The organism is Tropicimonas marinistellae (assembly GCF_001509585.1).
In the GTDB taxonomy this organism is placed as follows: domain Bacteria; phylum Pseudomonadota; class Alphaproteobacteria; order Rhodobacterales; family Rhodobacteraceae; genus Tropicimonas; species Tropicimonas marinistellae.
Genome location: NZ_LNCI01000005.1, coordinates 244,481 through 270,454, shown reverse-complemented (window position 1 = coordinate 270,454; position 25,974 = coordinate 244,481). Strand labels below are relative to the sequence as shown.

General features: G+C 60.5%; 21 protein-coding genes. 11 read left to right on the top strand and 10 right to left on the bottom strand.

The window, feature by feature from the left end; genetic code table 11:
* The first annotated feature begins 7 nt into the window (after positions 1–7).
* The 8 genes from ARC39_RS12400 to ARC39_RS12365 all read left to right on the top strand — a co-directional run bounded on the left by ARC39_RS12400 (position 8) and on the right by ARC39_RS12365 (position 13,045).
* Complete coding sequence (locus tag ARC39_RS12400) at positions 8–1,213, top strand: hypothetical protein (RefSeq protein ID WP_068114865.1); 1,206 nt, start codon at positions 8–10, stop codon at positions 1,211–1,213.
* A 228-nt stretch (positions 1,214–1,441) separates the two neighbouring features.
* Positions 1,442–3,538: a dynamin family protein gene (locus ARC39_RS12395; protein ID WP_161470963.1), complete on the top strand. Its 2,097-nt coding sequence runs from the start codon at positions 1,442–1,444 to the stop codon at positions 3,536–3,538.
* Entirely contained in the window at positions 3,538–4,431 is an 894-nt protein-coding gene (locus ARC39_RS12390; protein WP_068114862.1) for a dynamin family protein, read from the top strand. Before ARC39_RS12395 ends, ARC39_RS12390 begins: the two co-directional genes overlap by 1 nt.
* 139 nt (positions 4,432–4,570) lie before the next feature.
* Positions 4,571–4,912 (top strand): hypothetical protein, encoded by a 342-nt coding sequence (locus ARC39_RS12385; protein WP_149866407.1) that lies wholly within the window; start codon positions 4,571–4,573, stop codon positions 4,910–4,912.
* A 26-nt stretch (positions 4,913–4,938) separates the two neighbouring features.
* Entirely contained in the window at positions 4,939–5,775 is an 837-nt protein-coding gene (locus ARC39_RS12380; protein ID WP_068114858.1) for a hypothetical protein, read from the top strand.
* Positions 5,776–5,860: 85 nt separating this feature from the next.
* A complete protein-coding gene (locus ARC39_RS12375) occupies positions 5,861–7,294 on the top strand; it encodes a tetratricopeptide repeat protein (RefSeq protein WP_068114857.1) in 1,434 nt (477 codons plus the stop codon).
* Positions 7,295–7,544: 250 nt separating this feature from the next.
* Positions 7,545–11,876, top strand: coding sequence for a M10 family metallopeptidase (locus ARC39_RS12370; protein ID WP_068114856.1), 4,332 nt, complete (start codon positions 7,545–7,547; stop codon positions 11,874–11,876).
* 74 nt (positions 11,877–11,950) lie between these two features.
* Positions 11,951–13,045: a PLP-dependent cysteine synthase family protein gene (locus tag ARC39_RS12365; RefSeq protein ID WP_068114855.1), complete on the top strand. Its 1,095-nt coding sequence runs from the start codon at positions 11,951–11,953 to the stop codon at positions 13,043–13,045.
* A 393-nt stretch (positions 13,046–13,438) separates the two neighbouring features.
* Here the strand turns inward: ARC39_RS12365 and ARC39_RS26580 are convergent, their stop codons facing one another.
* The 10 genes from ARC39_RS26580 to ARC39_RS12315 form a co-directional block, all read right to left on the bottom strand.
* The gene (locus ARC39_RS26580) at positions 13,439–13,840 is read right to left on the bottom strand and encodes a DUF8776 family protein (RefSeq protein ID WP_068114854.1); all 402 of its coding nucleotides are present in this window, start codon (positions 13,838–13,840) and stop codon (positions 13,439–13,441) included.
* Positions 13,837–14,223 (bottom strand): response regulator, encoded by a 387-nt coding sequence (locus ARC39_RS12355; RefSeq protein WP_068114852.1) that lies wholly within the window; start codon positions 14,221–14,223, stop codon positions 13,837–13,839. Before ARC39_RS12355 ends, ARC39_RS26580 begins: the two co-directional genes overlap by 4 nt.
* A 14-nt stretch (positions 14,224–14,237) precedes the next feature.
* A complete protein-coding gene (locus ARC39_RS12350; RefSeq protein WP_068114851.1) occupies positions 14,238–15,128 on the bottom strand; it encodes a CheR family methyltransferase in 891 nt (296 codons plus the stop codon).
* Positions 15,125–15,595, bottom strand: coding sequence for a chemotaxis protein CheW (locus ARC39_RS12345; RefSeq protein WP_068114849.1), 471 nt, complete (start codon positions 15,593–15,595; stop codon positions 15,125–15,127). The genes ARC39_RS12350 and ARC39_RS12345 overlap by 4 nt, the downstream gene beginning before the upstream one ends.
* Positions 15,596–15,602: 7 nt before the next feature.
* Complete coding sequence (locus ARC39_RS12340) at positions 15,603–17,798, bottom strand: chemotaxis protein CheA (RefSeq protein WP_078059228.1); 2,196 nt, start codon at positions 17,796–17,798, stop codon at positions 15,603–15,605.
* On the bottom strand, positions 17,795–18,175 hold the full coding sequence (locus ARC39_RS12335) for a response regulator (RefSeq protein ID WP_068114847.1): 381 nt from the start codon (positions 18,173–18,175) through the stop codon (positions 17,795–17,797). Before ARC39_RS12335 ends, ARC39_RS12340 begins: the two co-directional genes overlap by 4 nt.
* Positions 18,176–18,179: 4 nt before the next feature.
* The gene (locus ARC39_RS12330) at positions 18,180–18,461 is read right to left on the bottom strand and encodes an STAS domain-containing protein (protein ID WP_068115186.1); all 282 of its coding nucleotides are present in this window, start codon (positions 18,459–18,461) and stop codon (positions 18,180–18,182) included.
* Positions 18,462–18,572: 111 nt separating this feature from the next.
* A complete protein-coding gene (locus ARC39_RS12325; protein ID WP_068114845.1) occupies positions 18,573–19,544 on the bottom strand; it encodes a glucokinase in 972 nt (323 codons plus the stop codon).
* 9 nt (positions 19,545–19,553) lie between these two features.
* Positions 19,554–20,873 (bottom strand): GH1 family beta-glucosidase, encoded by a 1,320-nt coding sequence (locus tag ARC39_RS12320; protein WP_068114843.1) that lies wholly within the window; start codon positions 20,871–20,873, stop codon positions 19,554–19,556.
* A gap of 10 nt (positions 20,874–20,883) precedes the next feature.
* Complete coding sequence (locus ARC39_RS12315) at positions 20,884–21,915, bottom strand: LacI family DNA-binding transcriptional regulator (protein WP_068114840.1); 1,032 nt, start codon at positions 21,913–21,915, stop codon at positions 20,884–20,886.
* A 261-nt stretch (positions 21,916–22,176) separates the two neighbouring features.
* Between ARC39_RS12315 and ARC39_RS12310 the strand changes: the two genes are divergently transcribed.
* The 3 genes from ARC39_RS12310 (at position 22,177) to ARC39_RS12300 (ending at position 25,973) form a co-directional block, all read left to right on the top strand.
* Positions 22,177–23,526 carry an ABC transporter substrate-binding protein gene (locus ARC39_RS12310; RefSeq protein WP_068114838.1) on the top strand — a complete coding sequence of 450 codons (1,350 nt, stop codon included), beginning with the start codon at positions 22,177–22,179 and terminating at the stop codon, positions 23,524–23,526.
* Between the two features lie 84 nt (positions 23,527–23,610).
* Positions 23,611–24,816 (top strand): carbohydrate ABC transporter permease, encoded by a 1,206-nt coding sequence (locus tag ARC39_RS12305; protein WP_236545247.1) that lies wholly within the window; start codon positions 23,611–23,613, stop codon positions 24,814–24,816.
* 11 nt (positions 24,817–24,827) lie between these two features.
* Positions 24,828–25,973, top strand: coding sequence for a carbohydrate ABC transporter permease (locus tag ARC39_RS12300; protein ID WP_068114837.1), 1,146 nt, complete (start codon positions 24,828–24,830; stop codon positions 25,971–25,973).
* The last annotated feature ends 1 nt before the right edge of the window (position 25,974 follow it).

Genomic DNA, 25,974 nt, shown 5'->3' with positions numbered 1-25,974 from the left:
CGCCGACATGGCACATCACGGCAATTTCGATCTGGTCTGCGAGCGGCTTCGGGCGCTCCAGTCTTCCGGATCGTTACCGGCGAACGTGGGGCGCCATGCCGAGGGGTTGTTGCGTCGGCTCGAAACGCCCGTGCGCATTGCCTTTGTCGGGGCGTCTGATGGCCGTAGTGGCGAGATGATCAATGATATCCTTGGTGCGCCGGTCGTTCCGGTGGCGCCAGGAAAGCCCCCGCTGGAATTGCGTTTCAGCGAAACGGACAGCACGCGTGCGACGCGACCGGACGGAAAGGTCGAGGATCTTTCTGACGTTCCCGACCAGTTCGGGAACGATATTCTATTTCTCTCCCTCGCAAGATCGGTTCCTCTGCTCAAGCGCACCTGCTTCCTCGATGTGGGTGTCGGCGGATCCGAAGCCGACATGCGGATGGCGCTGAAATGGGTTTCGAGCCGGGCAGACATTTTCGTGTGGTGCTCCCGCGACTTCGGAGATGCCGAACAGAGGATCTGGCGGGGTGTAGATGAGCGCCTCACGGACCATGCCTTTCTCGCTCTCTGGGGGGATAGCCGACAGGGGCGCGCCTCGCAGATAAGAAACGGCCTGGACAGGGCGTTTCTCGACGTCATTCCTGTGGATCTGGACGCAGATCAAGGTGCAAAAGACCTTGGGCTCGCGCGTCTGTCGGACGGCTTGGGGCGCCATGCGGAACTCGGGCGGCAAGCCGACAGCGATTCAGCGCTGTTGTTTCTGAAAAAGTACGAGACAACTTTCGAGGTTCCCGACGAGGTTGTGAGTCTCGCGCCGTCGCCAGAAACGGACCATGCATCGGTTCGCGTGCCGGACACGGTGGACGAACCTTCCGAAGACACGTCGTCGCCTGTCCGCAACGCGGAGATTGCCGCGCTTTGCCAGGAGGCGGCAGCACTTGTTCGGGAGCGAGCGCGACTTCTGCTTGGCGACAACACCTCTGGCGAAGGGGTGACCGGCCCCGATGTCATGAGCCACTGCCGCGAGACGATCGAACTTCTCACCGAACTGCTCGACTCCCAGACCTCCGTTGCAGAGGGCGATCTTGCGGAGTTGTCAGATGTCCTCATGGAAGCAGATGAACTTCTCGTCCTGATGGAAATCGAAGGCGAGGGATGCCCAGAGATGGACGGTATCTGCCTCATGCTTCAAATCCGCCGGGAACTCGACACACGGGCCGCCGCGTAAATCATTGTTCTTGTGTTATCTTTTTCCGCAATGGCGACGGTGCAGTTGATTTGCGTCGCCTTGCAACGGCCTGCGTCAACGACCGTTTTGGACAGATTGCTGCCTTACAATGGCCACGAAGCTCGGCGAATTTTGCCCATGCGGGAAGCTATGCGGCAGAAGTGGCTGCCGGTCTGTGTCTTTGATCGGTGAATTTGTCTTCCCATGGGTGGTCTTCAAGGGCACGGAATGATTATCGATCGTACATTCGAGCGCGCAGAGATGTTGGAACCGGCGATCAACGCAGATCTGCTGGAAAGCGGGGTCTCGGCGCTATCCCCCATCGCAAACGACCTTGATGAGCTGTCGCAAGCGATAGAATCCATTGCCGAAATCGGTGATCGGGCGATTTCTTCGAGCACGCGCAAACTCCAGCAGCGGCTGAGGCGTGCCGAGCCGAGCGTCACGATGATCGGGCAGGTGAAATCCGGCAAGACGTCATTGGTCAACGCGATGATCGGCTGCCCGGATCTGCTGCCGGCGGATGTGAACCCCTGGACCTCGGTCGTGACCTCGATCCATCTATCCTCGCGCCCGCTGGTGGACAGTGCACGCGCGGTGTTTCGCTTCTTCGAGGAGGACGAATGGAAGCGGCTAATGCAGGGCGGCGGCCGGTTGGGTGAACTGGCGGGTCGGGCAGGGGCTGACGACGACCTCGCGAAAGTGGCAGCGCAACTGGAGACGATGCGAACCAAGTCGCTCTACCGGTTGGGCGACAAATTCGAACTGCTCATGGGGCAGGAGCACAAATACGGTTTCCTCGACGCCGAACTGGTGGAGCGATACGTCTGCCTTGGTGACGATTTCGAGACGGACCACGATACGTCCACGACGCGCGGACGCTTTGCCGATATCACCAAGTCGGCAGACCTATACATGTACCGTCCGGAATATCCGGTGGACCTGTGTATCCGCGACACACCGGGGGTGAATGACACCTTCATGATGCGCGAGCAGATCACCATGCGGGCAATCCGGGAGAGCCGGTCCTGCGTTGTGGTCCTGTCGGCGCATCAGGCGATGTCCTCGGTGGATCTCGCGCTTATCCGGCTGATCGCAAACATTCCGTCGCGCAGCGTTGTCATCTTCGTCAACCGGATTGACGAATTGGCGGATCCCGGCGGGCAGGCCAACACCATCGCGGAGAGCATTCGCCAGACGATCAAGGATCATCATGGACCGGAAGATGCGCAGATCATCTTCGGCAGTGCCTACTGGGCCAATCACGCATTGCGCCGGAATGTCTCGAACATGGACCCGGAAAGCACCCAGGCGCTGATCAACTGGGCGGAGGCAGAGACCGGAGAAATGCCGGAGGATCCGTCCGGTGAGCTTTCGTCGGCCGATGTATGGGAGCTTTCGGGTATCCCGAAGTTGTTCGAGGCGCTTTCGAGCCGCGTGTCCGACACCGTCGGGCGCGAGGTTTCTGACTATGTCGCGCGCTCCGCGCTCAACCTCGCGTCCAGCCTTGAGACATCCGCGCAACTCGTCGAAGGGCCCCCGAGGGATTCGAATGTCGTTCCGCTGAACCGCAAAGCGCTGCCGGCGGAACTGGACCGGATCGAAGAGCGCTGCAAGCAGCGTATAGCGGATGACTTCGCCAAGATCGTACCGGAGTTCCACGAACGGCTGGACCGCGCAAATGTCGGTTTCGTTGACCGGGCCACCAGTGCGCTGATCAAGCATCTGGAAACCTATGGTGAGCTTTCAGTCTGGACGTACGATCCCACCGGCCTCCGTATCCTGTTGCGGACCGCGTTTCAGGTGTTCTCGCGGCGCAGCACCGCCGCAATTCGCAAGGTCTACGACGAAGGCGCGAAGGAGGTCTGCGATCTCTACCTGCGCGGCTTCGGCATGGATCCCGACAGTTTTTCCATAGAGCCACCCGCAGTTCCGGTCTTGCCGCCGCCGGTCTTCCTTGGTCAAACCATCGCGCTCGACATGAATGCCGGATGGTGGAAGCGCTGGTGGCGGAGCCGGCGGGGCTATCGCGCCTATGCCGCGGACTTCGGTGATCTGATCAAGTCGGAAACAGATGCGATGGTGGCAACACTGAAGAGCGACTATGGCAGCGCGACGCAAGAGGCCGCGATGAAGCCGTTGCTGGATTTCATTTCGGCGCAGCGAACGATCCTGAACGATCTATCCATGCGAGGCGATGTCTGTCCCGAGGACCTGGAAGATGCCGGGCTCGGGGACGGCGCGAAACAGAAGATCGCGGCACTTTCCGCCGCGAAGCAGGTGCTGATGCGGCATCTGGCACCGAGTACCACGGAGGCCCACTGATGCAGACAACACCTGATACCGTGCCCGCTCGACCCGTCGTCGCGCTGATGGGCGAGTTCAGCGCGGGCAAGAGCACCCTGGCGAACCTTTTGATCGGCGAGGGCGTTTCGCCGGTGCGCGTGACAGCGACCCAATTGCCTCCGATCTGGTACAGTCACGGCGATGGCCACGCGCTGAGCGTGGATCATGATGGGAACGCCACTGAACTCGACCTTGGAGCGCTCGACGGGGTGTCCGTGGACGAAACGGCCTATATCAAGGTGTTCCTGGAAGTTGATGTGTTGGAGTTGATGGACATCATCGACATGCCCGGCATTTCCGATCCCAACCTTTCCTCCAAGACGTGGGAGCAGATCATTCCCCACGCCGACAGCGTGATCTGGTGTAGCCACGCGACTCAGGCATGGCGGCAAAGCGAGGCTGCAACCTGGAGCGAAATGCCGGTGATCCTTCAGCAGAACAGCCTGCTTCTGCTGACACGATTTGACAAGATCCTCACGGAAACGGACCGGAGCCGGGTTCTCAGCCGCGTCGAGAGTGAAACCGACGGGCTGTTCGCAGGGGTCTACCCGATCTCGCTTCTTCAGGCGGCTGAGGCAGAAGACGACCGCAATGCATGGGAGGATAGCGGAGCGGAAGCCTTCACACAGAAACTGCTCGATGTGGTGTTCAATCTGCCACCGCGGCAAACGAACTCTCTTTCGCCGCCGCATATGCGAGTCCATGAAGATGCCCTCGTGGTGGAACAACCCAAGTCCGAGCCGCGCGCAGCCGAACCGCATCTGGCGGTCGCCCAGGTCAGCGTCACGCCGAAGCGGGTTGTCCCGGGAAATCATCGTCAAAGCCGTCGCGAGCGGCTGCCGCGTTCCGCACTGAATGTGCCCGCGTTCTGAACCGACCTTGCGGTTCTGGCAGAGGAGCGGGACCGCATGGAATTAACTATGGATACGGAGAGAAAACCAATGCCGCGGGTTGTGCTAGCAATGTTCGGGTGATGGTATGCACACGAACTTGGCCACCAGAGCATCGGACGTGAACGTATCATCGAGACTGGACTCACTGCGCCTGCAGAACGCGACGATTGACGCTGTCGTTTACGTGGATTTCAAGGCAACCACCGTGCTTGGTGCAAGCAGCCATGCGGCTCGCCCGCAAGAAGTTCTCGATGGGCTGTGCCGGGTTGCGAGCGAGGCGTTTTCGAACGTTGGAAACAACGCGGAACAGGCAGTGCTCGCCACTGTAACCGAATTGCTGGTGCTCCAGAATGTCCCGCAGGAAGCCGGCACGGCGCTGTGCTTTTTCTTCCCGCCCGAAACCCCGTCCCAGCAAGCGCGCGGCATTGCGCGACGCACGGTCGAGATACTGGACCTCTGAGCGAGAGCATCTGAAGGGACCGAGCCATGAAACTCCCCGACGACCTGCAACACAAGATCGAGCGTCTGGCCGCGGCGGGGGCGAGTTCGGCGGCGGGCCGTCAATTGCGCGCGTTCGGCGGCAGGACACTTTTGGCGTCGGTGCTCCAGGAAATCGACGAGACGGTGCTTGCCCGGACGTTGCGTCTGGCCAATGCCGAGGGGAGGGAACTCCTTCTCGATGTGCACAACCGGCGGGTGCTCCGCGTGCGCGCGCCCAGTGCGAGGCAGTTCTGCGGTCGCGCGTTGAGCACCATCTGGCAACCCGAAGACACGCGGGACCCGGAAACGATCTCGTTTCTGCGTGACCTGCTGGACGGGTTCATTGCCGAAAGCGACGCGCTTCAGGTTTGGGAGGAGACCCAGACCGCCGAACAGCCGGAGGATGGTTTTGGCATCTCGGCGAAGAAACTGGCCGATGCGTGGGAGGTCGTATTGGCGCCGTCCGGACGGCTGCCAATGGTCGATGTGCTGGATGGGATCCTGGCCCGGCACAGGGGCACAATACTCTGCTGGGTACGTCGCTTTGACGGGCAAACCGACTGCGGCGGCGATGCCGGCCTGTTCGAGCAGGCCGAGGCATTGGCGCGCAAACTTGAGCGCGATGTATTCGCCGCGTCGCGCGCCCTGCCTGACCTGTCTCGCGATCGCTGTGTGTTTGCCCTCAACCGTTTCGGAGGGTCCGGTCACGGTGTGATACTTGCCTCCTTCGACGGAATCCTGCTTACGCTTCTCATTCGTCCCGCCGGGCTTGACGCCATGGTCAACGATTTGCAGGAGGTTCTGCACGGCTGGCCGAGCGCGCAAGTTGCACAGCGCGGTTGACCGCGCGCTTTGACTTTCGCACGCCCCTCGGGTTTGTTGTCTGAAACGCAATACCTTTTGGCACGGTGAGCCACGAGTCCAAGAGATGCCAGGCAGCAGTCCCGGTGACAAGAATGCGGCCGACGGGGGCGCCCCCCAGGCGGCGGGAACGGCTGCGGAAATGGTGTCGGCTGAAACGCTCCGTGCGGCGGCGCTTGCCCATCACCGCCGCGGCGAAACCTCCCGTGCGGCGGCACTCTACACCAAGTACCTGATGCTTCGGCCGGACGACGCGACTGTGTGGTCGAACCTTGGTGTCCTCATGCGCCAAAGCGGACAGAGGAAGCAATCGCTGCGGTTCCAGCAACGTGCGTATCGGCTGGCGCCAAATCTACGGATCGTACGCAATAATCTCGCCAATGCCCTCGGCGACTCTGGCCGTAACGAGGAGGCCGCAGCGTTTTTCCGCGAGCTGCTGGACGAAGCACCGGACGATCCGGACGCCGGCTGGAATCTCGGCCGGCATTTGCGGGCACTTGGCCGATATGACGAGGCGCTCGACGTGTTGCAGGCCGCGCGAAAGCGCTTTCGCGGCAAATCCCAGGTTCGGCTTCAGCTGGCTCTCACGCAACTCGCCGCTGGTGATTACCGATCCGGCTTTGCGAACTACGACGCGCGCTTTTCCACTGGCGACGTGGCGCGCCCGCGCATCGATCTGCCGCGTTGGAACGGCGCGCCACTGGCGGGAAAGTCATTGCTTGTTCTTCGGGAACAGGGGCTGGGCGACAGCCTGTTATGTGCCCGGTTCCTGCCGCTGCTCCGCGAGCAGGGCGCGCGGGTGCATATGGTGTGCCGGCCGCCAGTCCTTCGACTGTTCGAGAACTCCGGACTTGCCGACATCGTCAGCACCGAGGTGCCCGACCTGTCCGGGTATGACATGTGGACCAGCATGTTCGATCTACCCAGGCACTACTTTCGCACCGAAGCAGCGCCGCCCGCGCCTGCGGAATTCAATGTTCCCCAGGTCAGTCGCGACCGCGCGCAAGCCCTGTTGAGCAATGCCGGCGACGACCTGCGCATTGGTGTCGTCTGGTCGGGGTCGGTCACCTACAAGGCCAACCATCTGCGCGCGTTCGGCCATGAAGCCTTTCTGCCGCTTGCCGATCTGGACGGGGTTCGCCTCTATTCGCTCTACAAGGGGCCGCTTCTGAAGGAATACTTCGAAGATGCCAGCAACGCTGTCCTGATCGACACGGCGAGCAACGATGCAGATCTGGCCGATTGCGCGGCCACAATTGAGCAGATGGACCTCGTGATCACTGCCGACACGGCGACCGCGCATCTTGCGGGATCGCTCGGCAAAGAGGTCTGGAATCTGCTTCATTGGGATCCTTTCTGGCTCTACGGACATCATGGCGACAGGACGCCATGGTACCGTTCCATGCGGCTCTATCGCCAACGTCGGCCAATGGATTGGGACGGGGTTTTTGCACAGGTCAGGCGAGATCTGTTTTCGCGGTTGGTCGGCACGCAAGAGTGAGCGTCACGCGCGCTGGCGCGGGATGTCGGCGGAATATTGCGCAGATTCACCGTGAAGCACATCGCCTTTACCGTTCCCGGGCAACCGTGATAGAGCAACTGAGGTTTGTGGTGGGGGCTCTTCCGGACGACGAAGTCGGTTGCCGGAAATCAGGCTGTATATCGTGATTTCGAGAACACGTGCCGGTTCGGCGCGCGTTGACGCTATACCTTGCTGACCTCATCCCGCGGGAGAGTGGGGAGATTTCTCGGTGCCGATTTCGAGCGAAGTGGCATCCGAAGCGACGGAAAGCGATCTGCCGGTCTATTCCGACCAGGAGATAGCGGATTATCTGCGTGTTGGATTCTGGAGTTGGTTCGGGAAGAAACCACATGGGTTCAACCTCGGCGAGGGCGGGGTTGGTGCCAACAATGGCGTGCTCTACTACAACCTGTCGGGTTGGACCGACGACGCGGACGGGCTGACCAGCGCCGGTGCGACGCTGGCACGTGCAGCTCTGCAGCTCTACGGCGCCGTTCTGGACGTGACCTTCATCGAGACGGACGCAACCGGCGACGACGTCGATCTCTTTTTCAGCGACAACAGTTCCGGTGCCTATGCAGGCTACAAAACGGTCTCCGGCTCCAACGGTGCGTTTGTCGACTATGCCTATGTCAACATCAGCACGAACTGGCTGACGAAACACGGTACCGGCATCGGCACCTATTCGTTGCAGACGTACATACACGAAATCGGCCACGCGCTCGGACTGGGCCATTCCGGAGCCTATGACGGGGCGGCGAATTTCGTCACCGAAACCACCGATCCGGATTACAGCAACAACTCCAACGTCTATCTGAACGACAGCTGGCAGAAGTCGATCATGTCGTACTTCGACCAGGACGAGAACACCACGATCGGAGCGGACAAGGCGTATCTGCTGACGCCAATGATCGCCGACTGGCTCGCGCTGGACGGCATCGATACCTATGACATTTCCGCGGCATTCGACGGTAACACGACCTACGGATTCAACACGACGATCACGGCCGACGTATCCGTGATCTGGAACGTCCTTTCGGATTTCGCAGATTCCCACGCGTTCCACATCATCGACTCTGGCGGCGTCGATACGGTGGATTTCTCTGGATACGTAGCGGATCAGACCGTCTCGCTGGCCGAAGGCACGACCTCCGACATTGGCGGCAAACGCGGCAACATGAGCATCTCGCAGGGCACCGTGATCGAGAATGCCAAGACCGGTGACGGCGATGACCGGATCGACGGCAACGGCGTGGCCAACCGGCTGTCCGGGAATGGCGGGGTCGATACGCTCTACGGCTACGGCGGCTACGACAGCCTCTACGGCGGGGCGGGCAGCGACAGCCTCTATGTTGGGGCCGACGGTGGGTATGCCGACGGTGGCGGTGGAGCGGACAGGCTCTACTCGCACGACACGGACGACAACGAGGACCTCCACGGCGGTGACGGCGACGATCAGATTTACGTCTATGGCGGCGTGAATGCGGGCGACGCCTTTGACGGCGGTGGTGGAAGAGACCGCATTTCCTTCCACGACATGGCCGTTGCCCTAGCTGTCGATCTCGGGGCGGGAACGCTGAACAACGTAACCGGGTCGTTCGGCTCCGACCTGCCGCTTCTGGCGATCGAGGAAGTCGTAGCAGGCGACGGCGACGACCTGATAGTCGGGTCATCGATTGCGAACGTTCTGGACGGAAATGGCGGTGCAGACCGGATCGAAAGCGGATCGGGCGACGACGTCCTGTATGGAAATGCCGGCAATGATACGCTCGTCCTACAATCCGGGAGCAATTCGGCCTACGGCGGAACCGGAGAGGATACCTTCTTCGTATCAGATCTTGGCGGAACACAGGATCTGGACGGCGGCAGCAGTGCCGATACGCTCGATCTTTCCGACAACGATGTCGCATGGGACATCGACCTAGAGGCGGGCAGGGGAGCCGGAAAGTTCACCGTTCTGACGCTGACCAAGATCGAGAACCTCTTGGCCGGTGCAGGAGACGATGTCCTGCGTGGCAGCGACGGCGAAAACACCCTTGAAGGCGGTTCCGGCGAGGACAGCCTTTTCGGTGGCGGCGGGGCGGATTGGTTGTCGGGCGGCAGCGACGCCGATGCGCTGAGTGGCGAGGGCGGCGACGACCAGATATTCGGCAACGGCGGCAATGATGTGATCTACGGCGGCGGCGGTTTCGATACCGTGTACGGCGGCAGTGGCGACGACGAATTGCATTCCGGCGGTCTTGGTACCTACTACGGAGAGGAAGGGGCCGATACCGCCTTTGCGTCCAGCGATGGGACTGGCGGGGCGGAAGTGCTCGACGGCGGCGGTGGGCACGATCATCTGGACCTCACGGGCGCGCGCGGCGTTCACGAGATTGACCTCGCGACCGGCTTGACCAATCTCTCGATCAACTCGGGAGACCGCTACACCGACTTTGAAAGCGTCACGACGGGCGCGTTGGACGACACCGTGCTGGCGACGTCTGACGACAACGAGATCATCACGAATGGCGGCGATGACATCGTGGACGGGATGGCCGGTGCCGACACGATTCACGGGGGCGCAGGCCGCGATACCCTGCGTGGCGGTGAGGACGTCGATACTCTCTATGGCGACGCCGGCGACGACACGTTGCTCGGCGGCGACGACAGCGCCGACACACTCTATGGCGGCGACGGCGACGACATCCTACGAAACGGTGGTGACGCCGATGATGACAACCGCGCATTTGGCGGCGAGGGCGACGACGATATCACATCTTACGGCCGAGGACAGTACTACGGCGGTAGCGGCGACGATGTCTTGCGCGCTGGTGCCGGGTCACGCGAAGAACTCCTTGACGGCGGGGACGGACGCGACCGGCTCGACACCACGGCAACGAATGACGACTACGAAATCGACCTCGCGACGGGAAAAACCAACTTCGACGGGAAAACCTTCCTGAACTTCGAAAACGCAACCACGGGCGGCGGAGATGACGAGATCATCGCGACCATGGCGGCCAACGTGGTCATCGCGGGAGGCGGTTCGGACAGGCTCTTTGGGCTGGGTGGACGTGATGAGTTGCGGGGTGGTGGTGGGAATGATCAACTCTTCGGCGGGGGCGGCAAGGATGTGTTGCTTGGCGGCGGTGGAAAGGATGTCCTGACCGGTGGCGCCGGCGCCGACCGGATGGAAGGCGGCGCGGGAGACGACGTCTATGTCATCGGGAACGCCGAACAGGTGATTGTCGAGTTGGCGGGGCAGGGACGTGACCGGATCGAGGCGTCGATTTCGTTCGATATGGCAGTCAACGGGGCGAACGTCGAAGACCTTGTCCTGACTGGAGAGCGCGACATTGACGTGTTGGGGAACGCGTTGGCCAATCGGCTCTCCGGAAACGCCGGCAAAAACGTTCTGGCCGGTGGAGACGGAGCGGACACGTTGCTGGGGAAAGCTGGCGACGACCGGTTGGACGGCGGAGCGGGGGGCGACGAGATGCGCGGTGGTGGCGGCCGCGACATCTATGTGATCGACGATGCTGCCGACCGGGCGATCGAAAAAGCCGGGGGCGGGCGCGACACGGTGCTCAGCGCGATTACATTTTCACTGCTTTCGCATGGCGGTGACCTTGAAGTGCTGAAACTCACCGGGTCGGCCGACATCGACGGAGCGGGTAATGCGCTGGCGAACCGTATTGTCGGCAATGACGGCAACAACTTCCTTGATGGAGGCGCCGGCAAGGACATCCTTGTGGGCAAGGCAGGGAACGACTCCTACCGGGTGGACCATGCCGCCGACCGGGTGGTGGAAATCGCGGACAACGGCACGGATACGGTGCTGAGCACGGTATCGTTCACGTTGTTCGACAACGGCAGGAATGTCGAAATCCTCAAGCTCCGGGGCAATGCGGATATCGACGGCGTAGGCAATCGATCCGACAACCGGATTGCCGGCAACAACGGCGACAACCTTCTTGACGGTCACTTGGGCGACGACGTGCTGCGCGGCGGTCGCGGGGACGACACGTTCCGCGACAAGAAGGGCGCCGACCTGATGCGCGGCTGGAAGGGCGACGATACCTACTACGTGGACGACATTGGCGACCGAGTGGTGGAAAAGGCCGGGAAGGGTACCGACACCGTCGTGAGCCATCTCGACTTTGACCTTCAGGCCTCCGGGCGGCACGTCGAAAACCTAACGCTGGTCGGAAAGAAAAACCTGCACGGGAGCGGCAATGGCGCCGACAACGTACTTGTTGGAAACGGCGCGCGGAACGTGCTCGACGGTGGCCGGGGAGACGACGACATCTGGGGGGCTGGCGGGCGCGACCTCCTGACTGGCGGGAAGGGGATGGACACGTTTCGATTCCGCGCCGGAGACGGTATCGACAAGATCATGGATTTTGGCAGAGGCGCGGATAAGATACTGTTTGAGAGCGGCGCGGGAGGCTTTGACGATCTGAGATTGTCGCAATCGGCCGCCAACGTGGTGATCGCCTATGGTGAGGACGACGAGATCATCGTTCTGAACACGACTGTGGCCGATCTCACGGAGGGTGTGTTCGCCTTCCTGGGCTGACTTCGCGGCCCGAGGGTTCGGCATGCGCCGAGGGACGTGACGGTCGGACAACGAGCAACAGGAAGGAGCTAATCATGGACAAGGGTAGTGAGACCTCGGCTCAGGCGAGAACGACCGAAGGGCTTGGCCGAACATACGACAGCGTATTGGACACGATCGGCAACACGCCCACGATCCGCATCAATCACCTCGCGCCGGACGGTGTGGAGCTTTTCGTCAAAGCAGAAGCCTTCAATCCGGGCGCGTCGGTCAAGGATCGTCTTGCTGTGTCCATCATCGAGGAGGCCGAGCGTGACGGCACTCTGAAACCCGGCCAGACGATCATCGAGGCGACGTCAGGTAACACAGGCATCGGATTGGCCATGGTCTGCGCAGCGAAAGGTTATCCGCTCGTTGTCACCATGGCGGAGAGCTTTTCGGTGGAGCGTCGCCAGTTGATGCGCATGCTTGGCGCCAAGGTCGTTCTGACGCCCAAGGCACTTGGCGGAACGGGAATGTACATGAAAGCGCTGGAACTGGCGGAAGCGCATGGGTGGTTTTGGGCTGGTCAGTTCGAGACCGCGGCCAATGCGAAGATCCACGCGAACACGACAGCCCGTGAGATCTTGGCGGATTTCGACGGACGTCGGCTCGATACGGTGGTGACGGGCTATGGCACCGGCGGGACCGTGGCCGGACTTGGCCGTGTTCTGCGAGAAGCGCGGCCAGACCTGAAGATCGTGTTGAGCGAGCCCGCAAATGCGCAACTCGTGGGGTCCGGAATTCCGCAGGAACGTACGGCTTCTGGCGGCCCGGCCGTGGGGCATCCTGCATTCGAGGCGCATCCAATTCAGGGGTGGACGCCGAACTTCATTCCGTTGGTCCTGCAGGAAGCAATCGACGGTGGGTACTATGACGAACTCCGTCCGGTTGCGGGCGCCGACGGAATGGACTGGGCGCGTCAACTTGCTGCGAAGGAAGGCATTCTCACGGGGGTCTCCGGGGGCTCCACATTTGCGATAGCAATGGAGGTTGCCAAGGCGTCGGATCCTGGCACGACCATACTTGCCATGTTGCCTGACACCGGGGAACGGTATCTTTCGACACCATTGTTCGAGAACCTACCGACCGGCATGAGCGACGCCGAGGCGGAGATTGCGGCCTCGACGCCGGGCTACCAAATGGAATGAAGAAATCCCGGTTGGCTTGAGCCCGTCCGGAAGCCACTTGCTGCTGCCTCATGCGTTTCGCGCGTGACGATAGGTGGTGCGCGTTCGTTTGCCGAACCTGGCGATTACACCCAATCCAATGAGAGGTCGGTGTGCGAACACGGGCAGGACGCTAGAGCATCAGGTACTTGGTGTAGAGCGCTGCCGCACGGGAGGTTTTGCCGCGGCGGTGATGGGCAAACGCCGCCGCGCGGAGAGTTTCAGCCGACACCATGCCCGGTGCCACCGCTTGTATCCACGGTCGCTTAGTCAGCGGACCGATGGTTTCCACTGAGTTTTTTGCTCCGATTGGTTGGCAGGGAGATTGCGTGTGCAGGACGTCGCGCGTACCACCTTTAACGTCGCCAACACCGTTCAAAACAAGCTAACGTTTCCGGTCGGTGCCGCGTCCCCTCGCGTGTTCGTGCGGGCAGTTTTTCCGAGTAGCCTTTCGCGAAGGTCACCGAGTTTGACCAATTCACTCAATTCTTCCGCTGCGACACCCGGTTCGGGCCCGGCCCATCCACGTTCAAGCGCTTGTGCAACATGAGAGAGGGCATCAATCGCCTGCGTTGCGGCGTCAAGGGATTGAATTCTAAGCATGAGGTCTGACGAGACATGAGCATCGCAGAGAAAACCCGACAAGTCATGCTGGAATTGATCCAGGTCCACCGCTAGAGCCTGCAACTCCGAGGCAAGACCACGCGCGACGACCTCGACAGGCAAACGCTCTTGGACGGAGGAGCGGCGGATTGGCGATCCGAAAGGGGGGGTCATAGGCGACCCACCACTGCTTCGATGCACGTCAACATGTCCTTCGGTTCGAAGGGTTTTCGAATGAAGTTGTTCATCCCGAGCTTCTTTCCAGCCTCGATGATCGAACGCTCGGCCTTCCCCGTGATCAGGATGAAACCGACCTTCTTCAGATTCGGGCTTTGGCGCAGTGCGTGCAACAAATGCAGACCATCCATTCCCGGCATATTGTAGTCAGAGATCACCAGGTGTGCCGGCTGCGCTGTCAGCGCCTGAAGCGCCGAAGGTCCATCCGTGGAATGCCGGACATTGCGAATGCCGAAAGAATCCAGGGCTTGCAGGATCAGACCACGGCTCGTCGACATATCGTCAACCACCATGACGTGAAGCATATCTCGTAGCGCCATTCGGGTCGGTCCTTCTAGGCTGGCGTTGCACAATTTGACGGGATGTGCCGGCGGTAGGTCGTTGTGGCGACTGGTCGAAGCGTGCCATGAAACGCAGGTGGAAGCCGCTCGGAGTGCCCTAGAAACAAGTGCGCGCTAGGTTTGCAGGCCGCTTCGAACCGTGGCCAAAGCCGTTCCTGGGTTTCTTGATCGAAATAGATCACGACATTGCGGCAAAAAATCACGTCAAACGGGTGCCGCATTGGCCAGTCGCCGAGCAGGTTGAGTTCCCGGAAGCGAACGATGCGCCTGAGCTCATCTGTGATTTGTAGTCGTTTTGCGGTCCCGTCGGCGTCAGCGCAGGATTTCAGGAATCTCATCCTATAGGCGGTCGGGATTGGTTCAAACCGGTCTTCCTCGAAATGACCCTTGCGGGCCGTTTCAAGGATCTGAGAATCGATGTCGGTGGCGAGAATCCGAACGTCGTGCTCGGCGGCATCCGGAAATGCGTCCAACACGGTCATCGCGATCGAATAGGGTTCCGATCCGTTCGAACAGCCGGCCGACCAGATTCGAATGCGTTCGCCGCGGCGGGCCCGTCGCTGCAGTTCGGGAAGTACCTGCGCCTTGAGGTACTCAAAATGATGCATCTCCCGAAAGAAGCTTGTGACATTGGTCGTCAATGCCGAGATCAAATGTCGGCGCTCGCGATCTCCATCTGGCCCGGTGATGAATTCGCAATAGGCCCCGGCATCGGACAGACCGAGGCTACGTAGCCGCTTGGCCAGTCGGGCGAAGACCATTGGAGCCTTTTCCGGCGGGATGACAAGTCCGGCCTCGCTTCGTGCGATTGTCGAGATCACGTCGAAATGCCTGCGGTCCTTGCCAGCCAATTCGCCGTTTGTGATGGTCAACGCTGGGGTCATGCTGCGTCTCGAGTGGAGTCCGGCAACACCGCTTCGAGATCCAGAACGCGCAGCATGCGGTCGTCAATGATGGTCAGCGCCTTGATGAAGGTCTCGTTGGTATTCGACGTGACATCGGGTTGCGGACGCATCTCACTTTCCGGGATGGCCAGAATGTCAGATACCGCATCCACCAAAAGGCCCACTGTCTGGCGACGGACATGTACGACGATGATGACATTTCGCTCGCTGGCGTCTTCCACAGCAATGCCGAGGCGCCCAGCCAGATCGACAATCGGCAGGACGGTTCCGCGAAGATTGATCACACCGCGGATCCAAAGCTCGGAGCGTGGCACCGGTGTCGGTCGAGTCCACCCCCGAATCTCCCTGACAGACATGATGTCCACGCAGTATTCCTGGCCGCCCACGCGGAAAGAGAGCAATTCTCGTTCGGTGGCGTCGGCGATTTGAGCGCCTCGTTCGGTCATGGGTCGATTATCCTGCTGCCTGGAGTTCTGAAACGGCCGGGCGTGTCCGGCCGACTGCATTCGCCATCATGTCGACGGGATCAAGGATGAGCGCGACTTGGCCGTCTCCAAGAATTGTCGCGGCGGCGATACCTGGAACGTGGCCATAGCTTTCCTGCAAACCCTTGATGACGACCTGGCGTTGTTCGTGAATTGTGTCGACAATCAATGCTCCCCGGGTCTCGTTTTCGCTCGCGATGAGGAGGACGACACTTCCCTCGTAGCTTGGTTTCGGTGGGCGAAAGCCGAGTTCCACACCAAGGTCGAGAAGGGGAACGAAGCTGTCGCGGATATGAAGTACCTGTGTTTCGGGCCCCAGCGGTCGCACGTCTTCTTCCCGATAAGCCATCGTTTCTGCGATCGCGCTGATTGGCATTACGAGCGCTTCTCCCGCGGCGTTCACCACCATCCCGTCAAGCACTGCGAGTGTGAGTGGCAGTGAAATTGAGAAACACGTTCCCTCGCCCGGCGTCGAACTGATGCTTACGCGCCCACCGAGATCGGCAATGGCCTTGCGCACGACGTCCATGCCGACGCCCCGCCCGGACAGGTTTGATACCTGTCCCGCCGTCGAAAACCCCGGGAGGAAGAGCAGGTCGTCGATTTCGGAATCCGAGAGGGCAACGTCGGGGTCGATGAGCCCGCGTTCGATTGCAATGGCTTTTACCCTGTCTCTGTCGATACCGCCGCCGTCATCTGTCACCTCGATAACGACCCGGCCAGAACGATGCGCGGCCGAGAGCGTTATGCATCCTTCGGCTGGCTTGCCGGCGGCAAGTCGTCGCTCCGAGTCCTCGACGCCATGATCCACAGCATTCCGGATCATATGGGTCAGAGGGTCCGCGAGCCGCTCGATGACGGTCTTGTCGACCTCCGTCGCTTCACCATCTGTCGCGAACCTGACGGACTTCTCGACAGCCGCAGATGACTCCCGGACAATCCTTGCCATTCGCTGAAACAGCGATTTGACGGGTTGTGCGCGGATCATCATGACACCGTCCTGAATGTCGCGCGTGAGTTGCATGAACTCTTCCAACCCCTGTACGACGGCCGATGTCGACGGCAGGCCTGCACGGGCCACGCTTTGCGACAGCATCGCTTGGTTGATAACGAGTTCGCCGACAAGATTGACGAGCCGTTCGATGCGTTCGAGGTCGACGCGGACGGTCGTTTTTTTCGGTGCCGCCGCCGATTGGACCGGTGCGTCGGAGGAGCGGGGCGGTTGCGCCTGAGACAATGGATCGGTCGCGACGCAACTAGCTGTTTGACCCGTTTCCGGATCGGTCAAGGTCAACCTCGGTCGCGGCGTGTCCATCTCCGGAAAAGGCGTTTGCTCCGGTGCGTCGCCGCCATCGAGATCCGGGATGAGGTCAGGCAAACCTGGAACGCTAGGAAGCCCGACCGAACCTGCATCCGACGGACCGGTTTGAACCTCTATCTCAAGGTTGCACAGCCCCTCCACGAACTCGAAAACTTCTTCGATGTCGGCAACGGACCGGTTTGAGTCCAGAGTGATCTGCCAGGACAGGCAGGCGCTTTCGGGATCCAATTCGTCAAGAAGCGGTATCTTCGAGACGTCCGGCTCGGTCGAAACATCGCCAAGTTCACCTAGGGCACGAAGCAGGTGAAGCGGTTCATTGCCGGAGCGAAACAGTTCCGGTTCCGGTCGGAATGCGACCACGAAAGACGTGTCGCAGCTAGTGTCGCCGCTAGAAAGATCGAGCGTCAGTGGCTGGAAGTCGGTGACCTCCTCCTCCAGTTCTTCGGGCGGGCCGCCAACGAGTCCTTCCAGTTCGCGCAATGTTGGCTCTACGGCTCCGGTGTCTATCGGTTGACCGTCGCGGGAATATCGTACGATGTCCGAGAGAACGTCCGCAGATCGCATGAAAAGCAGGACCGCCTGATGGTCGGGGATGAGACGACCGGCGCGCACTTCATCCATCACGGTTTCATAGCGATGCGCAAATCGAACGAGGTCTTCCAACCCGAAAGCGCCCGCGCCGCCCTTCATCGAGTGGACGGCCCGGAAGCAGACGTTGATGGTTTCGTCGTCCGCCTCGCCGCTATCGAGTTGGGTAAGCCCGTCCTGTAGCGCTTCCAGGAGTTCTTCGCACTCAATGAAGAAAGAGGCGCGGATTTCGGCCATGGGGTCGGGTGTTGTCATCGGGCGGCTCCCGGTCCTGCAACCATATGCAAGGCACGCACGAGCTTTTCGGGATCGAACGGTTTGACGATCCAGCCCGTCGCGCCAGCGGCACGCGCGCGCGCCTTCAATTCGGGTGCGCTTTCCGTTGTCAGAACCAGAATCGGTGTGGCGCGGTGCGCTGCCTGCCCGCGAACAGCTTCGATGAATCCGAATCCGTCCATCCGCGGCATATTAATGTCGGTGATAATTGCATCAGGGTGCATTCCGCTCAGAACTTCGAGGCCGTGAACGCCATCTTCGGCCAGGTTCGGCGAGAATCCTGCCTGGGTCAGCGCGAGCGAAAGCATGTCGCGGATTGTTCGGCTGTCATCGACCGCAAGAATACTCAGACTCATCGTGTCAGTGCTCCGTTGGAGTCGATTCGAGGTCCGCTGGCGTGAAGCCAAGAACGGCCAGTTGTTCGGTAAGTGCCGGCGACGGATCGGTAAGTGTGAGGGAGAACCCGTCCGCGTCCCAACTGCGTCGGGCCGAAACCAAAACCTGCAGGCAGGGCGTCCCCAGAAGGCTTACCTCGTCGCCGCACAGGGTCACAGGGGACCCGCGAAGCGAAAGCAGTTCCTGCGCCAAAGGCGCTGCAGCGGGCAGATCCAGGCGGGCGGGGAGAGAGAGGCGCGCGGTCATCCGCGGCACCGGATAATTCTGGTTGGAACGGTCACAACTTGCCCCATGATGTCTTGCGACGACATGTCTAGGGGGCAAGCCGTTAAGATCGGGTTGCCGCGAAAGGGAACTTTATTTCCGGTAGTCCAGCAGTGCCTGAAGGTGGCGTGCCATCCCGATCAAGGCAGCATCGTCGTCGGAAATCACCGTGACGGAGAATTGCTTCATGAAGTCGGAGAAACGGCCTTTGTCTTGCAAGCCACCCACAAAACCGAGATCTGCGAGGTAAGGCGCCATTGCGCGGGCCATTCCCCCGATCAGGAAGATGCCGCCAAAGGGGAGTTGTGTCAGTGCCAAATCACCCGCGACGACCCCGAGGAAGCGCGAGAAAAGGGCCGCCGCACCGCGGGCCTCGGCATCGCCCTCTGCGACCGCTGCCATGATCTGCCTGCCTTTCAGGTCGGCTTTCTCGGGCACATCATTCTGCGAGCAGACAAATTGGTGCAATGCGACGAGCCCACGCCCGGAAAGGGCATCTTCGACAGCGGCAAACCCATGCGCCTCCTCGAGGAAACGCGCAAGCTGCATGTCCTCTTCAGTGCGCAGGGGGAGGCTGACATGTCCACTTTCGGATGGCGGTACGAACCGCCCGGCGTTGGTATTGAAAACCGGGGCGGCGTTGAACCCGGTGCCGATACCGATCACCAGTTGGGCCGCTTCCAACCGCGGCGGCGGGCCAGCGATGACTGGGAACAGGGCATCCGACGGAAGATGCCCAAGTGCGTGGCCCTGGGCTTGTAGATCGTTGAGCAGGGTTACCGTGCCGGCGCCAGTTGCATGGGCCAGCGTCGCTGTGTCCAATGACCAGTCTAGATTGGTGAGCCGTCCGACCCCCTCGCGCACCGGCCCGGCCATGGCCAGACATGCGGCCGCCGGTGTCTGGGTGCCTGTCTCCTGGAGGTACTTTCGCAACACCGGCTCCAGTGCGTCGTACTCCTTGTTGGGGAAGTGTCTCACCGAGCCTTGCACCACCTCGCCATTGCGAGAGAGCGCTACGCGGGTATTCGTACCGCCGATGTCGGCGAGCAGAGACGGGGCGGACATCGTTCTACCTCAGCTTGCTAGTGCGGCCTTCAGGGCCATGTAGGACGCCTTCGGCGTGCGTTGCAACGTCTCGAAGTCGACATGGACGAGACCGAACCGCTTCTCATATCCGAAGGCCCATTCGAAATTGTCCATCAGCGACCAGACAAAATAGCCGTTGAGCGGCACGCCTTCCGCAATCGCTTGTTTGGCCGCGTCGAAATGGCGCGCGAGATAGTCGATGCGGACAACATCGTCGACCGTGCCGTCGACGACGATGTCAGGGTTGGCCATACCATTCTCGGTCACATAGAGCGGCAGATCGCCGGTGTAGTCGACATGGCAACGGCGCAAGAAGTGCAGGAGGCCCTCGGGATAAATCTCCCACCCCATCTGGGTCTTGGGCAGTGGGCCTTCTATGCTCGTATGCCCCGGCCACGGTCCGTCCGTCGCCTTGATGATCTCGCGCGTGTAGTAGTTGACACCAAGCCAGTCGACCGGTGTCCCGATCACATCGAAGTCGTCCTGCCAACCAGACGGAAAGTGGTCGGCCAGCGCGGAGACGATGCGTTCGGGGTATTCCTTCTTGAAGAATCCCGACATGAAGAAGTTGTTGTAGTAATCGTCGAAGGTTGCTGCGGCCTCGATATCCTCGGGGCTTCTGCTGGCCGGTTGGGAATAGGTGAAGTTGCAGACTGCGCCGATCTGGTTCACGCCTTTGGCGCGCAACGCCTGGGTCGCTGTTCCATGCGCCAACATTACATGATGCATCGCCCGCGCAGCAGCGCGGATGTCGCGCACCCCCGGCGCGTGGTGCCCCAGGAAGTGGCTGAGAAAGCTCACGCACCATAGTTCGTTGATTGTTGCCGTTTTCCAGATCCGCTCGCCGATACGGTCCATCAGAATCTCGCAGTAGTCCGCGAACCATTTGGCGATATCGGGGTTTCGCCAGCCACCAAGGTCCGCAAGCGCCGATGGGAGTTCCCAATGATAGAGCGTGGCCATGGGCTTGATCCCACGTTCCAGCATTCCGTCCACGAGGCGATCATAGAAATCGAGCCCCTCGGGGTTCACCGTGCCGCGTCCTTCCGGAAGCACCCGCGCCCAGGACGCGGAGAAACGGTAGGCGTCGAAACCGGCATCGCGGATCAGGTCCAGATCCTCCTGCCAGTGATGGTAATGGTCGCATGCGACCGCGCCATTCTCCGCGCGAATGACGTTTCCGGGCGTTTCTGCGAAGTCGTCCCAATGGGTACGCCCGGCACCGCCGAATGAATGCCCTTCAATCTGATACGCGGCCGTTGAGGCTCCGAAGGTGAAACCGTCGGGAAAGTCGCTGCGCTTATACATCTGCGAATCCTTACTGATTGGGGGCAGGCCCGCTCGACGGGCCGAGTCTCAGGGAAGCCTCGAGTTTTGTTTGAATCGGGCCGATCTTGGGGTTTTGGATCAGGCGCAACAGCATGTCGGCGCAAATGTGACCGGCGTCGCGAACGGGTGAGTGCGTGGCCGTGAAGATCGGCACGTTGTCGGACCCGTTGGGTAGGTAGGACAAGCCGTCGTCATGGATCACCACAGAGATATCATGACCCATACGCTGGCCACGCGCTTCGATTGCACGATGAGCGCCCATTCCGACCAGCAGGGAAGACGCCAGAAACGCCGTTGGCGGTTCGGGCAAGTCGAGCATTCGGCCTGCCGCCTCGTATCCGTAGATCTCCGTCATCGCCGCGCTCGCCATGAGGTTTTCGTCCGCCCTGAAACCGCGCGACGCGATGGCATCGAGAAACCCATCGCGACGTCGGTGCGCGAAATCCATGGCCTCGATTCCGTTTAGCAGCGCGATTCTCCGGTGCCCGAGATCCAACAAGTGATCGGTCGCACGGTGGAAGGCGTGTCGGTTGTCGATGTCCATCCATGAATAGGTGTCATCGTGATCGGACACCCGCCCATGCACGACAAACGGCAAACCAACGTCTTGCAGCAGTGCGATCCGCTCGTCACCGGTGAGTGGCGCTTGCATGATCAACCCGTCGACGCGCCCTTTCTTCAGCATCGAGCGGTAGACCGAAGACTGGTCTTCCTCGTTCACCAGCGACAGCATGATATCGTAACCGCGTGCTGACAGCGTTTCGCCAGCGCCTGCGACGAAGTCCGCGAAGACAGGGTTCACGATTTCCTGCTTGGCCGAGATCGGCAACACAAGCCCGATGCACATCGCCTTGCCAGTCGCGAGGGAGCGCGCACGGCTGTCGGGTCGGTACCCGTGAACACGCGCAGCCTCCCGCACGCGTTTACGGGTCGCCTCCGAGACCTCAGGGTATCCGTTCAGTGCGCGGCTGACGGTGGTTTGGCTCAATCCAAGGCTCGCAGCGAGGTCTTTGAGGTTCATGGGGATGTTTTCCACGTTTCGAAATCGACGTTACGACTCAAACGCGAGCCAGTCAAAGGGCTTTGGTTCTAAAAAATGTGCCATACACGGACGATTTTCACTCGGAATGTGAAAACATCAGCGTAAGCTGTCTGCATTGACTCGATGGGGGCAAACGGCTAGGTGAGTCGTGTCCAAAGCGCTTTGGGTGAGAGTCGCCTAGCGCGGGCAAACTTCGCCGCAAGGGCTGAAGTCCCGAGCGGCAAATTCGGGAGGCTATTCATGAGATTTCCACTTTTGGCCAGCGTGGCCAGTGTTGCACTGCTTTCCGGAGCAGCAGGTGCGGCAGACCTCAAATTCGCGCCGGGCGAAGGCGACTTCAATTGGGACAGCTACGAGGCTCTGAAGTCCGTCGACCTTTCCGGCGAACAGATCACCGTGTTCGGGCCATGGCTGGGGCCGGACCAGGAACTTGTCGAAAGCGTTCTAGACTACTTCCGTGAAGCCACCGGCGCGGATGTTCGCTACTCCGGCTCTGACAGCTTCGAACAGCAGATCGTGGTGGATGTGGAAGGCGGTTCGCCGCCGAACATCGCGATCTTCCCACAACCCGGCCTTGCCGCCGACCTTGCCAAAAACGGCCACCTGACACCGCTTGGCGACGAAGCGGCAGCCTGGATGGCCGAGAACTACGCGGCCGGGCAATCCTGGGTGGACCTCGGATCCTATCCCGGCGCCGATGGGGAATCGCATTTCTATGCCTTCCCCTACAAGGCGGATGTGAAATCGCTGGTGTGGTACGTGCCAGAGAATTTCGAGGATGCCGGCTACGAAATTCCCGAGACGATGGAAGATCTCAAGGCTCTGACCGAGCAGATCGTCGCCGATGGCGAAACGCCCTGGTGCATTGGCCTTGGTTCCGGAGGGGCAACTGGTTGGCCGGCCACCGACTGGGTCGAGGACATGATGCTCCGCACCCAGACGCCGGAGGTCTACGACCAGTGGACGACCAACGAATTGCCGTTCAACGACGAGAAGGTCGTCGCCGCGATCGAGGAATTCGGCTGGTTCGCTCGGAACAACGACTTCGTTGCCGGCGGGTCCGATGCTGTCGCTGCAACGGATTTCCGTGACAGTCCGAAGGGTCTCTTCTCCGCGCCACCGCAGTGCTACATGCACCGCATGGCCTCGTTCATCCCGTCCTTCTTCCCGGAAGGCACGATGATCCCCGAGGACGCTGATTTCTTCTACTTCCCGTCCTATGCGGAGAAGGATCTCGGCAATCCGGTGCTTGGAGCCGGCACGCTCTTCGGTATCACCAAGGACAGCACGGGCGCGCATGAACTCATCAAGTTCCTGCAATCGGAAATCGCTCATGAAGTGTGGATGGCGCAGACCGGCTTCCTCACACCGTTGAAAACGGCGAACCAGGAAGTGTTCGGCGATGCAACTTTGAAGAAGATGAACCAGATTCTCCTGAATGCTGACGTCTTCCGTTTCGACGGCTCGGACCTGATGCCCGGCGGCGTGGGCGCTGGCACCTTCTGGACCGGCATGGTTGACTATTCTGGCGGCAAGGATGCGCAGGCGGTGGCCGATGAGATCCAGCAGTCCTGGGACTCGCTGAAATAACGTCTTCCGAACCAAAGCGGGCGGCTCACGTAGGGCCGCCCGCATCAACGACTGCCGTTAACGCGTTGTGAAGAGGGGAGAAAGATGCATCCAGCACTACAGGGCCTTGTGACCATCATCATTGGTGTCGGCGGCTGCGTCGGGTACTTTTTCTTCTCGAATTTCGTTCTGGACAGGTTCTTGCTGCCCGCCCGTGCGTATTCTGCCGAGGAAGCGGCGGTTCGGCGCCGAAGTGGCACGATTTTCGTTTTCGCGCTTCCGGCCTTGGTAATCCTGGCTCTGTACCTTCTTTACTTCACCAGGAACGATTTCGGCCTTGCCGCCGTTTTTTGGCTCTTGATCGTCGCCGCGCTGATCTTCGGTTTGTGGCGCCTGAAGGATTTCATGTACGGCACCGGTGCGGTGTCTGCCGGGCACAACATCTCCCATGCAAACATGATCCGGCCCTGGCTGTTCCTGCTACCGGCCATCGTCGCGCTCGGCCTTTATCTGACCTATCCGGTCTTCGAAACGCTGCGCCTGTCGATGATGCAACGGGTTGCGGGCGGATATGAATGGGTCGGTTTCGACAACTACACTCAGATGTTCGGTGAGGCGAAGTTCTGGGAAGCCATGCGGAACAACATGTTCTGGTTGATCGTTGTGCCGGCCATGTCCACCGTCTTCGGCCTGATCGTTGCGCAGCTGACCGATCGCATTTCCTGGGGAAACATCGCCAAGATGCTCATCTTCATGCCGATGGCGATTTCCTTTGTGGGTGCATCGGTCATTTGGAAACTGGTCTATGACTTCCGTCCGGCGGATCAGGACCAGATCGGTATCCTGAACGCGCTCTGGGTCGGTGTCGGAGGCGAACCACAGCTCTGGCTGACGCTGCCGTTCTGGAACAACTTCTTCCTCATGGCGGTACTGATCTGGATCCAGACTGGCTTTGCCATGGTCATCCTCTCGGCTGCGCTGCGCGGCATCCCCGAAGAGACGGTCGAAGCTGCCATCGTGGACGGAGCGGGGCCATTTGCGATCTTCTTCAAGATCAAGGTGCCCCAGATCATGCCGACCATCGTGGTCGTCTGGACGACGATCACACTCGTCGTGCTCAAGGTCTTCGACATCGTCTACGCCATGACCAACGGTCAATGGGGCACACAGGTTCTGGCCAACTACATGTATGACAAGTTGTTCCGCGCCAACGATTGGGGCGTGGGCTCGGCCTCTGCCATGATCATCATGCTGCTGGTGACGCCAATCCTGGTCTGGAACGTGCGCAATGCGCGCAAGGAAATGAAGTAGGGGGCAGGCAGATGGACAATATCGCTGGTACGAAATCCGGTCTGACCTGGGCGGTGCATCTCTCCGTTGCGTTCCTCGTCATCCTTTGGCTCTTCCCAACGGTCGGGCTCTTCGTCTCCTCGTTCCGCACGGCGGACCAGATCGCGTCCTCCGGCTGGTGGCGCTCGATGTTCGCAACCGAGCAGAACCTCGTCGTACGGACGGCACCACCCTCCGAACAGGTCCAGCAGGATGGGCTCTACGTTCTCGAGGGGGACCTCTTCGAAGGCCTCGACGCCGGCGATATCTCGCAGTGGGGCACGTCGTCGCGTGCAATTGATGCCTATCAGCCGGGCGAAACCGCCGAAATCAAGGACGGTCGCATAACCGTGCAAGCGGACGGCACATATCGCTTCGAGAGCGAGGAGGAATTTACCGGCTCACGCGGACAACGGGTGTTCGCGACGGCGACAACGCCGCCGCAATTCACCACCGAAAACTACCAAAACATGCTCTTTAACCCGTCCAACCGGGAGGGCATGTCGAAAGCGTTTTTCTCCACGCTCACAGTCACGATTCCCTCCACGATCATCCCAATCCTGATCGCCGCCTTCGCGGCCTATGCACTGGCTTGGATGGATTTCCCGGGCCGCGCGCTTTTGATCGCGGCCGTGGTGGCGCTGCTCGTGGTGCCCTTGCAGCTTGCATTGATTCCGCTGCTGAAATTCCACAATGCCATAGGTATCGGAAAGGGGTACCTCGGCGTGTGGTTCGCGCATACGGGCTTCGGATTGCCGCTGGCGATCTATCTGCTCAGGAATTACATGGTCGGCCTTCCGCGCGACATCATCGAGAACGCAAAGGTGGACGGCGCGACCGACTTCCAGATCTTCGTGAAGATCATCCTGCCACTGTCGTTCCCGGCGCTCGCGTCCTTTGCCATCTTCCAGTTCCTCTGGACCTGGAACGACCTGCTGGTTGCCATGGTGTTCCTTGTGGACGCGACGGGAGAAACGACCGTTATGACCAAGCAGATCGTCGAACTGTTGGGCACCCGTGGCGGCAACTGGGAAATCCTGGCGACGGCGGCCTTCATCTCCATGGCCGTCCCCATTGCCGTGTTCTTTGCCATGCAACGCTATCTCGTCCGCGGCCTGCTGGCCGGTTCGGTCAAGTAGC

Bases quoted from the DNA above. Each gene is read 5' to 3' on its own strand.
- ARC39_RS12400 (WP_068114865.1), top strand. From the start codon at position 8: ATGGCACATCACGGCAATTTCGATCTGGTCTGCGAGCGGCTTCGGGCG.
- ARC39_RS12395 (WP_161470963.1), top strand. From the start codon at position 1,442: ATGATTATCGATCGTACATTCGAGCGCGCAGAGATGTTGGAACCGGCG.
- ARC39_RS12390 (WP_068114862.1), top strand. From the start codon at position 3,538: ATGCAGACAACACCTGATACCGTGCCCGCTCGACCCGTCGTCGCGCTG.
- ARC39_RS12380 (WP_068114858.1), top strand. From the start codon at position 4,939: ATGAAACTCCCCGACGACCTGCAACACAAGATCGAGCGTCTGGCCGCG.
- ARC39_RS12375 (WP_068114857.1), top strand. From the start codon at position 5,861: ATGCCAGGCAGCAGTCCCGGTGACAAGAATGCGGCCGACGGGGGCGCC.
- ARC39_RS12365 (WP_068114855.1), top strand. From the start codon at position 11,951: ATGGACAAGGGTAGTGAGACCTCGGCTCAGGCGAGAACGACCGAAGGG.
- ARC39_RS26580 (WP_068114854.1), bottom strand. From the start codon at position 13,840: ATGACCCCCCCTTTCGGATCGCCAATCCGCCGCTCCTCCGTCCAAGAG.
- ARC39_RS12355 (WP_068114852.1), bottom strand. From the start codon at position 14,223: ATGGCGCTACGAGATATGCTTCACGTCATGGTGGTTGACGATATGTCG.
- ARC39_RS12350 (WP_068114851.1), bottom strand. From the start codon at position 15,128: ATGACCCCAGCGTTGACCATCACAAACGGCGAATTGGCTGGCAAGGAC.
- ARC39_RS12345 (WP_068114849.1), bottom strand. From the start codon at position 15,595: ATGACCGAACGAGGCGCTCAAATCGCCGACGCCACCGAACGAGAATTG.
- ARC39_RS12340 (WP_078059228.1), bottom strand. From the start codon at position 17,798: ATGACAACACCCGACCCCATGGCCGAAATCCGCGCCTCTTTCTTCATT.
- ARC39_RS12335 (WP_068114847.1), bottom strand. From the start codon at position 18,175: ATGAGTCTGAGTATTCTTGCGGTCGATGACAGCCGAACAATCCGCGAC.
- ARC39_RS12330 (WP_068115186.1), bottom strand. From the start codon at position 18,461: ATGACCGCGCGCCTCTCTCTCCCCGCCCGCCTGGATCTGCCCGCTGCA.
- ARC39_RS12325 (WP_068114845.1), bottom strand. From the start codon at position 19,544: ATGTCCGCCCCGTCTCTGCTCGCCGACATCGGCGGTACGAATACCCGC.
- ARC39_RS12320 (WP_068114843.1), bottom strand. From the start codon at position 20,873: ATGTATAAGCGCAGCGACTTTCCCGACGGTTTCACCTTCGGAGCCTCA.
- ARC39_RS12315 (WP_068114840.1), bottom strand. From the start codon at position 21,915: ATGAACCTCAAAGACCTCGCTGCGAGCCTTGGATTGAGCCAAACCACC.
- ARC39_RS12310 (WP_068114838.1), top strand. From the start codon at position 22,177: ATGAGATTTCCACTTTTGGCCAGCGTGGCCAGTGTTGCACTGCTTTCC.
- ARC39_RS12305 (WP_236545247.1), top strand. From the start codon at position 23,611: ATGCATCCAGCACTACAGGGCCTTGTGACCATCATCATTGGTGTCGGC.
- ARC39_RS12300 (WP_068114837.1), top strand. From the start codon at position 24,828: ATGGACAATATCGCTGGTACGAAATCCGGTCTGACCTGGGCGGTGCAT.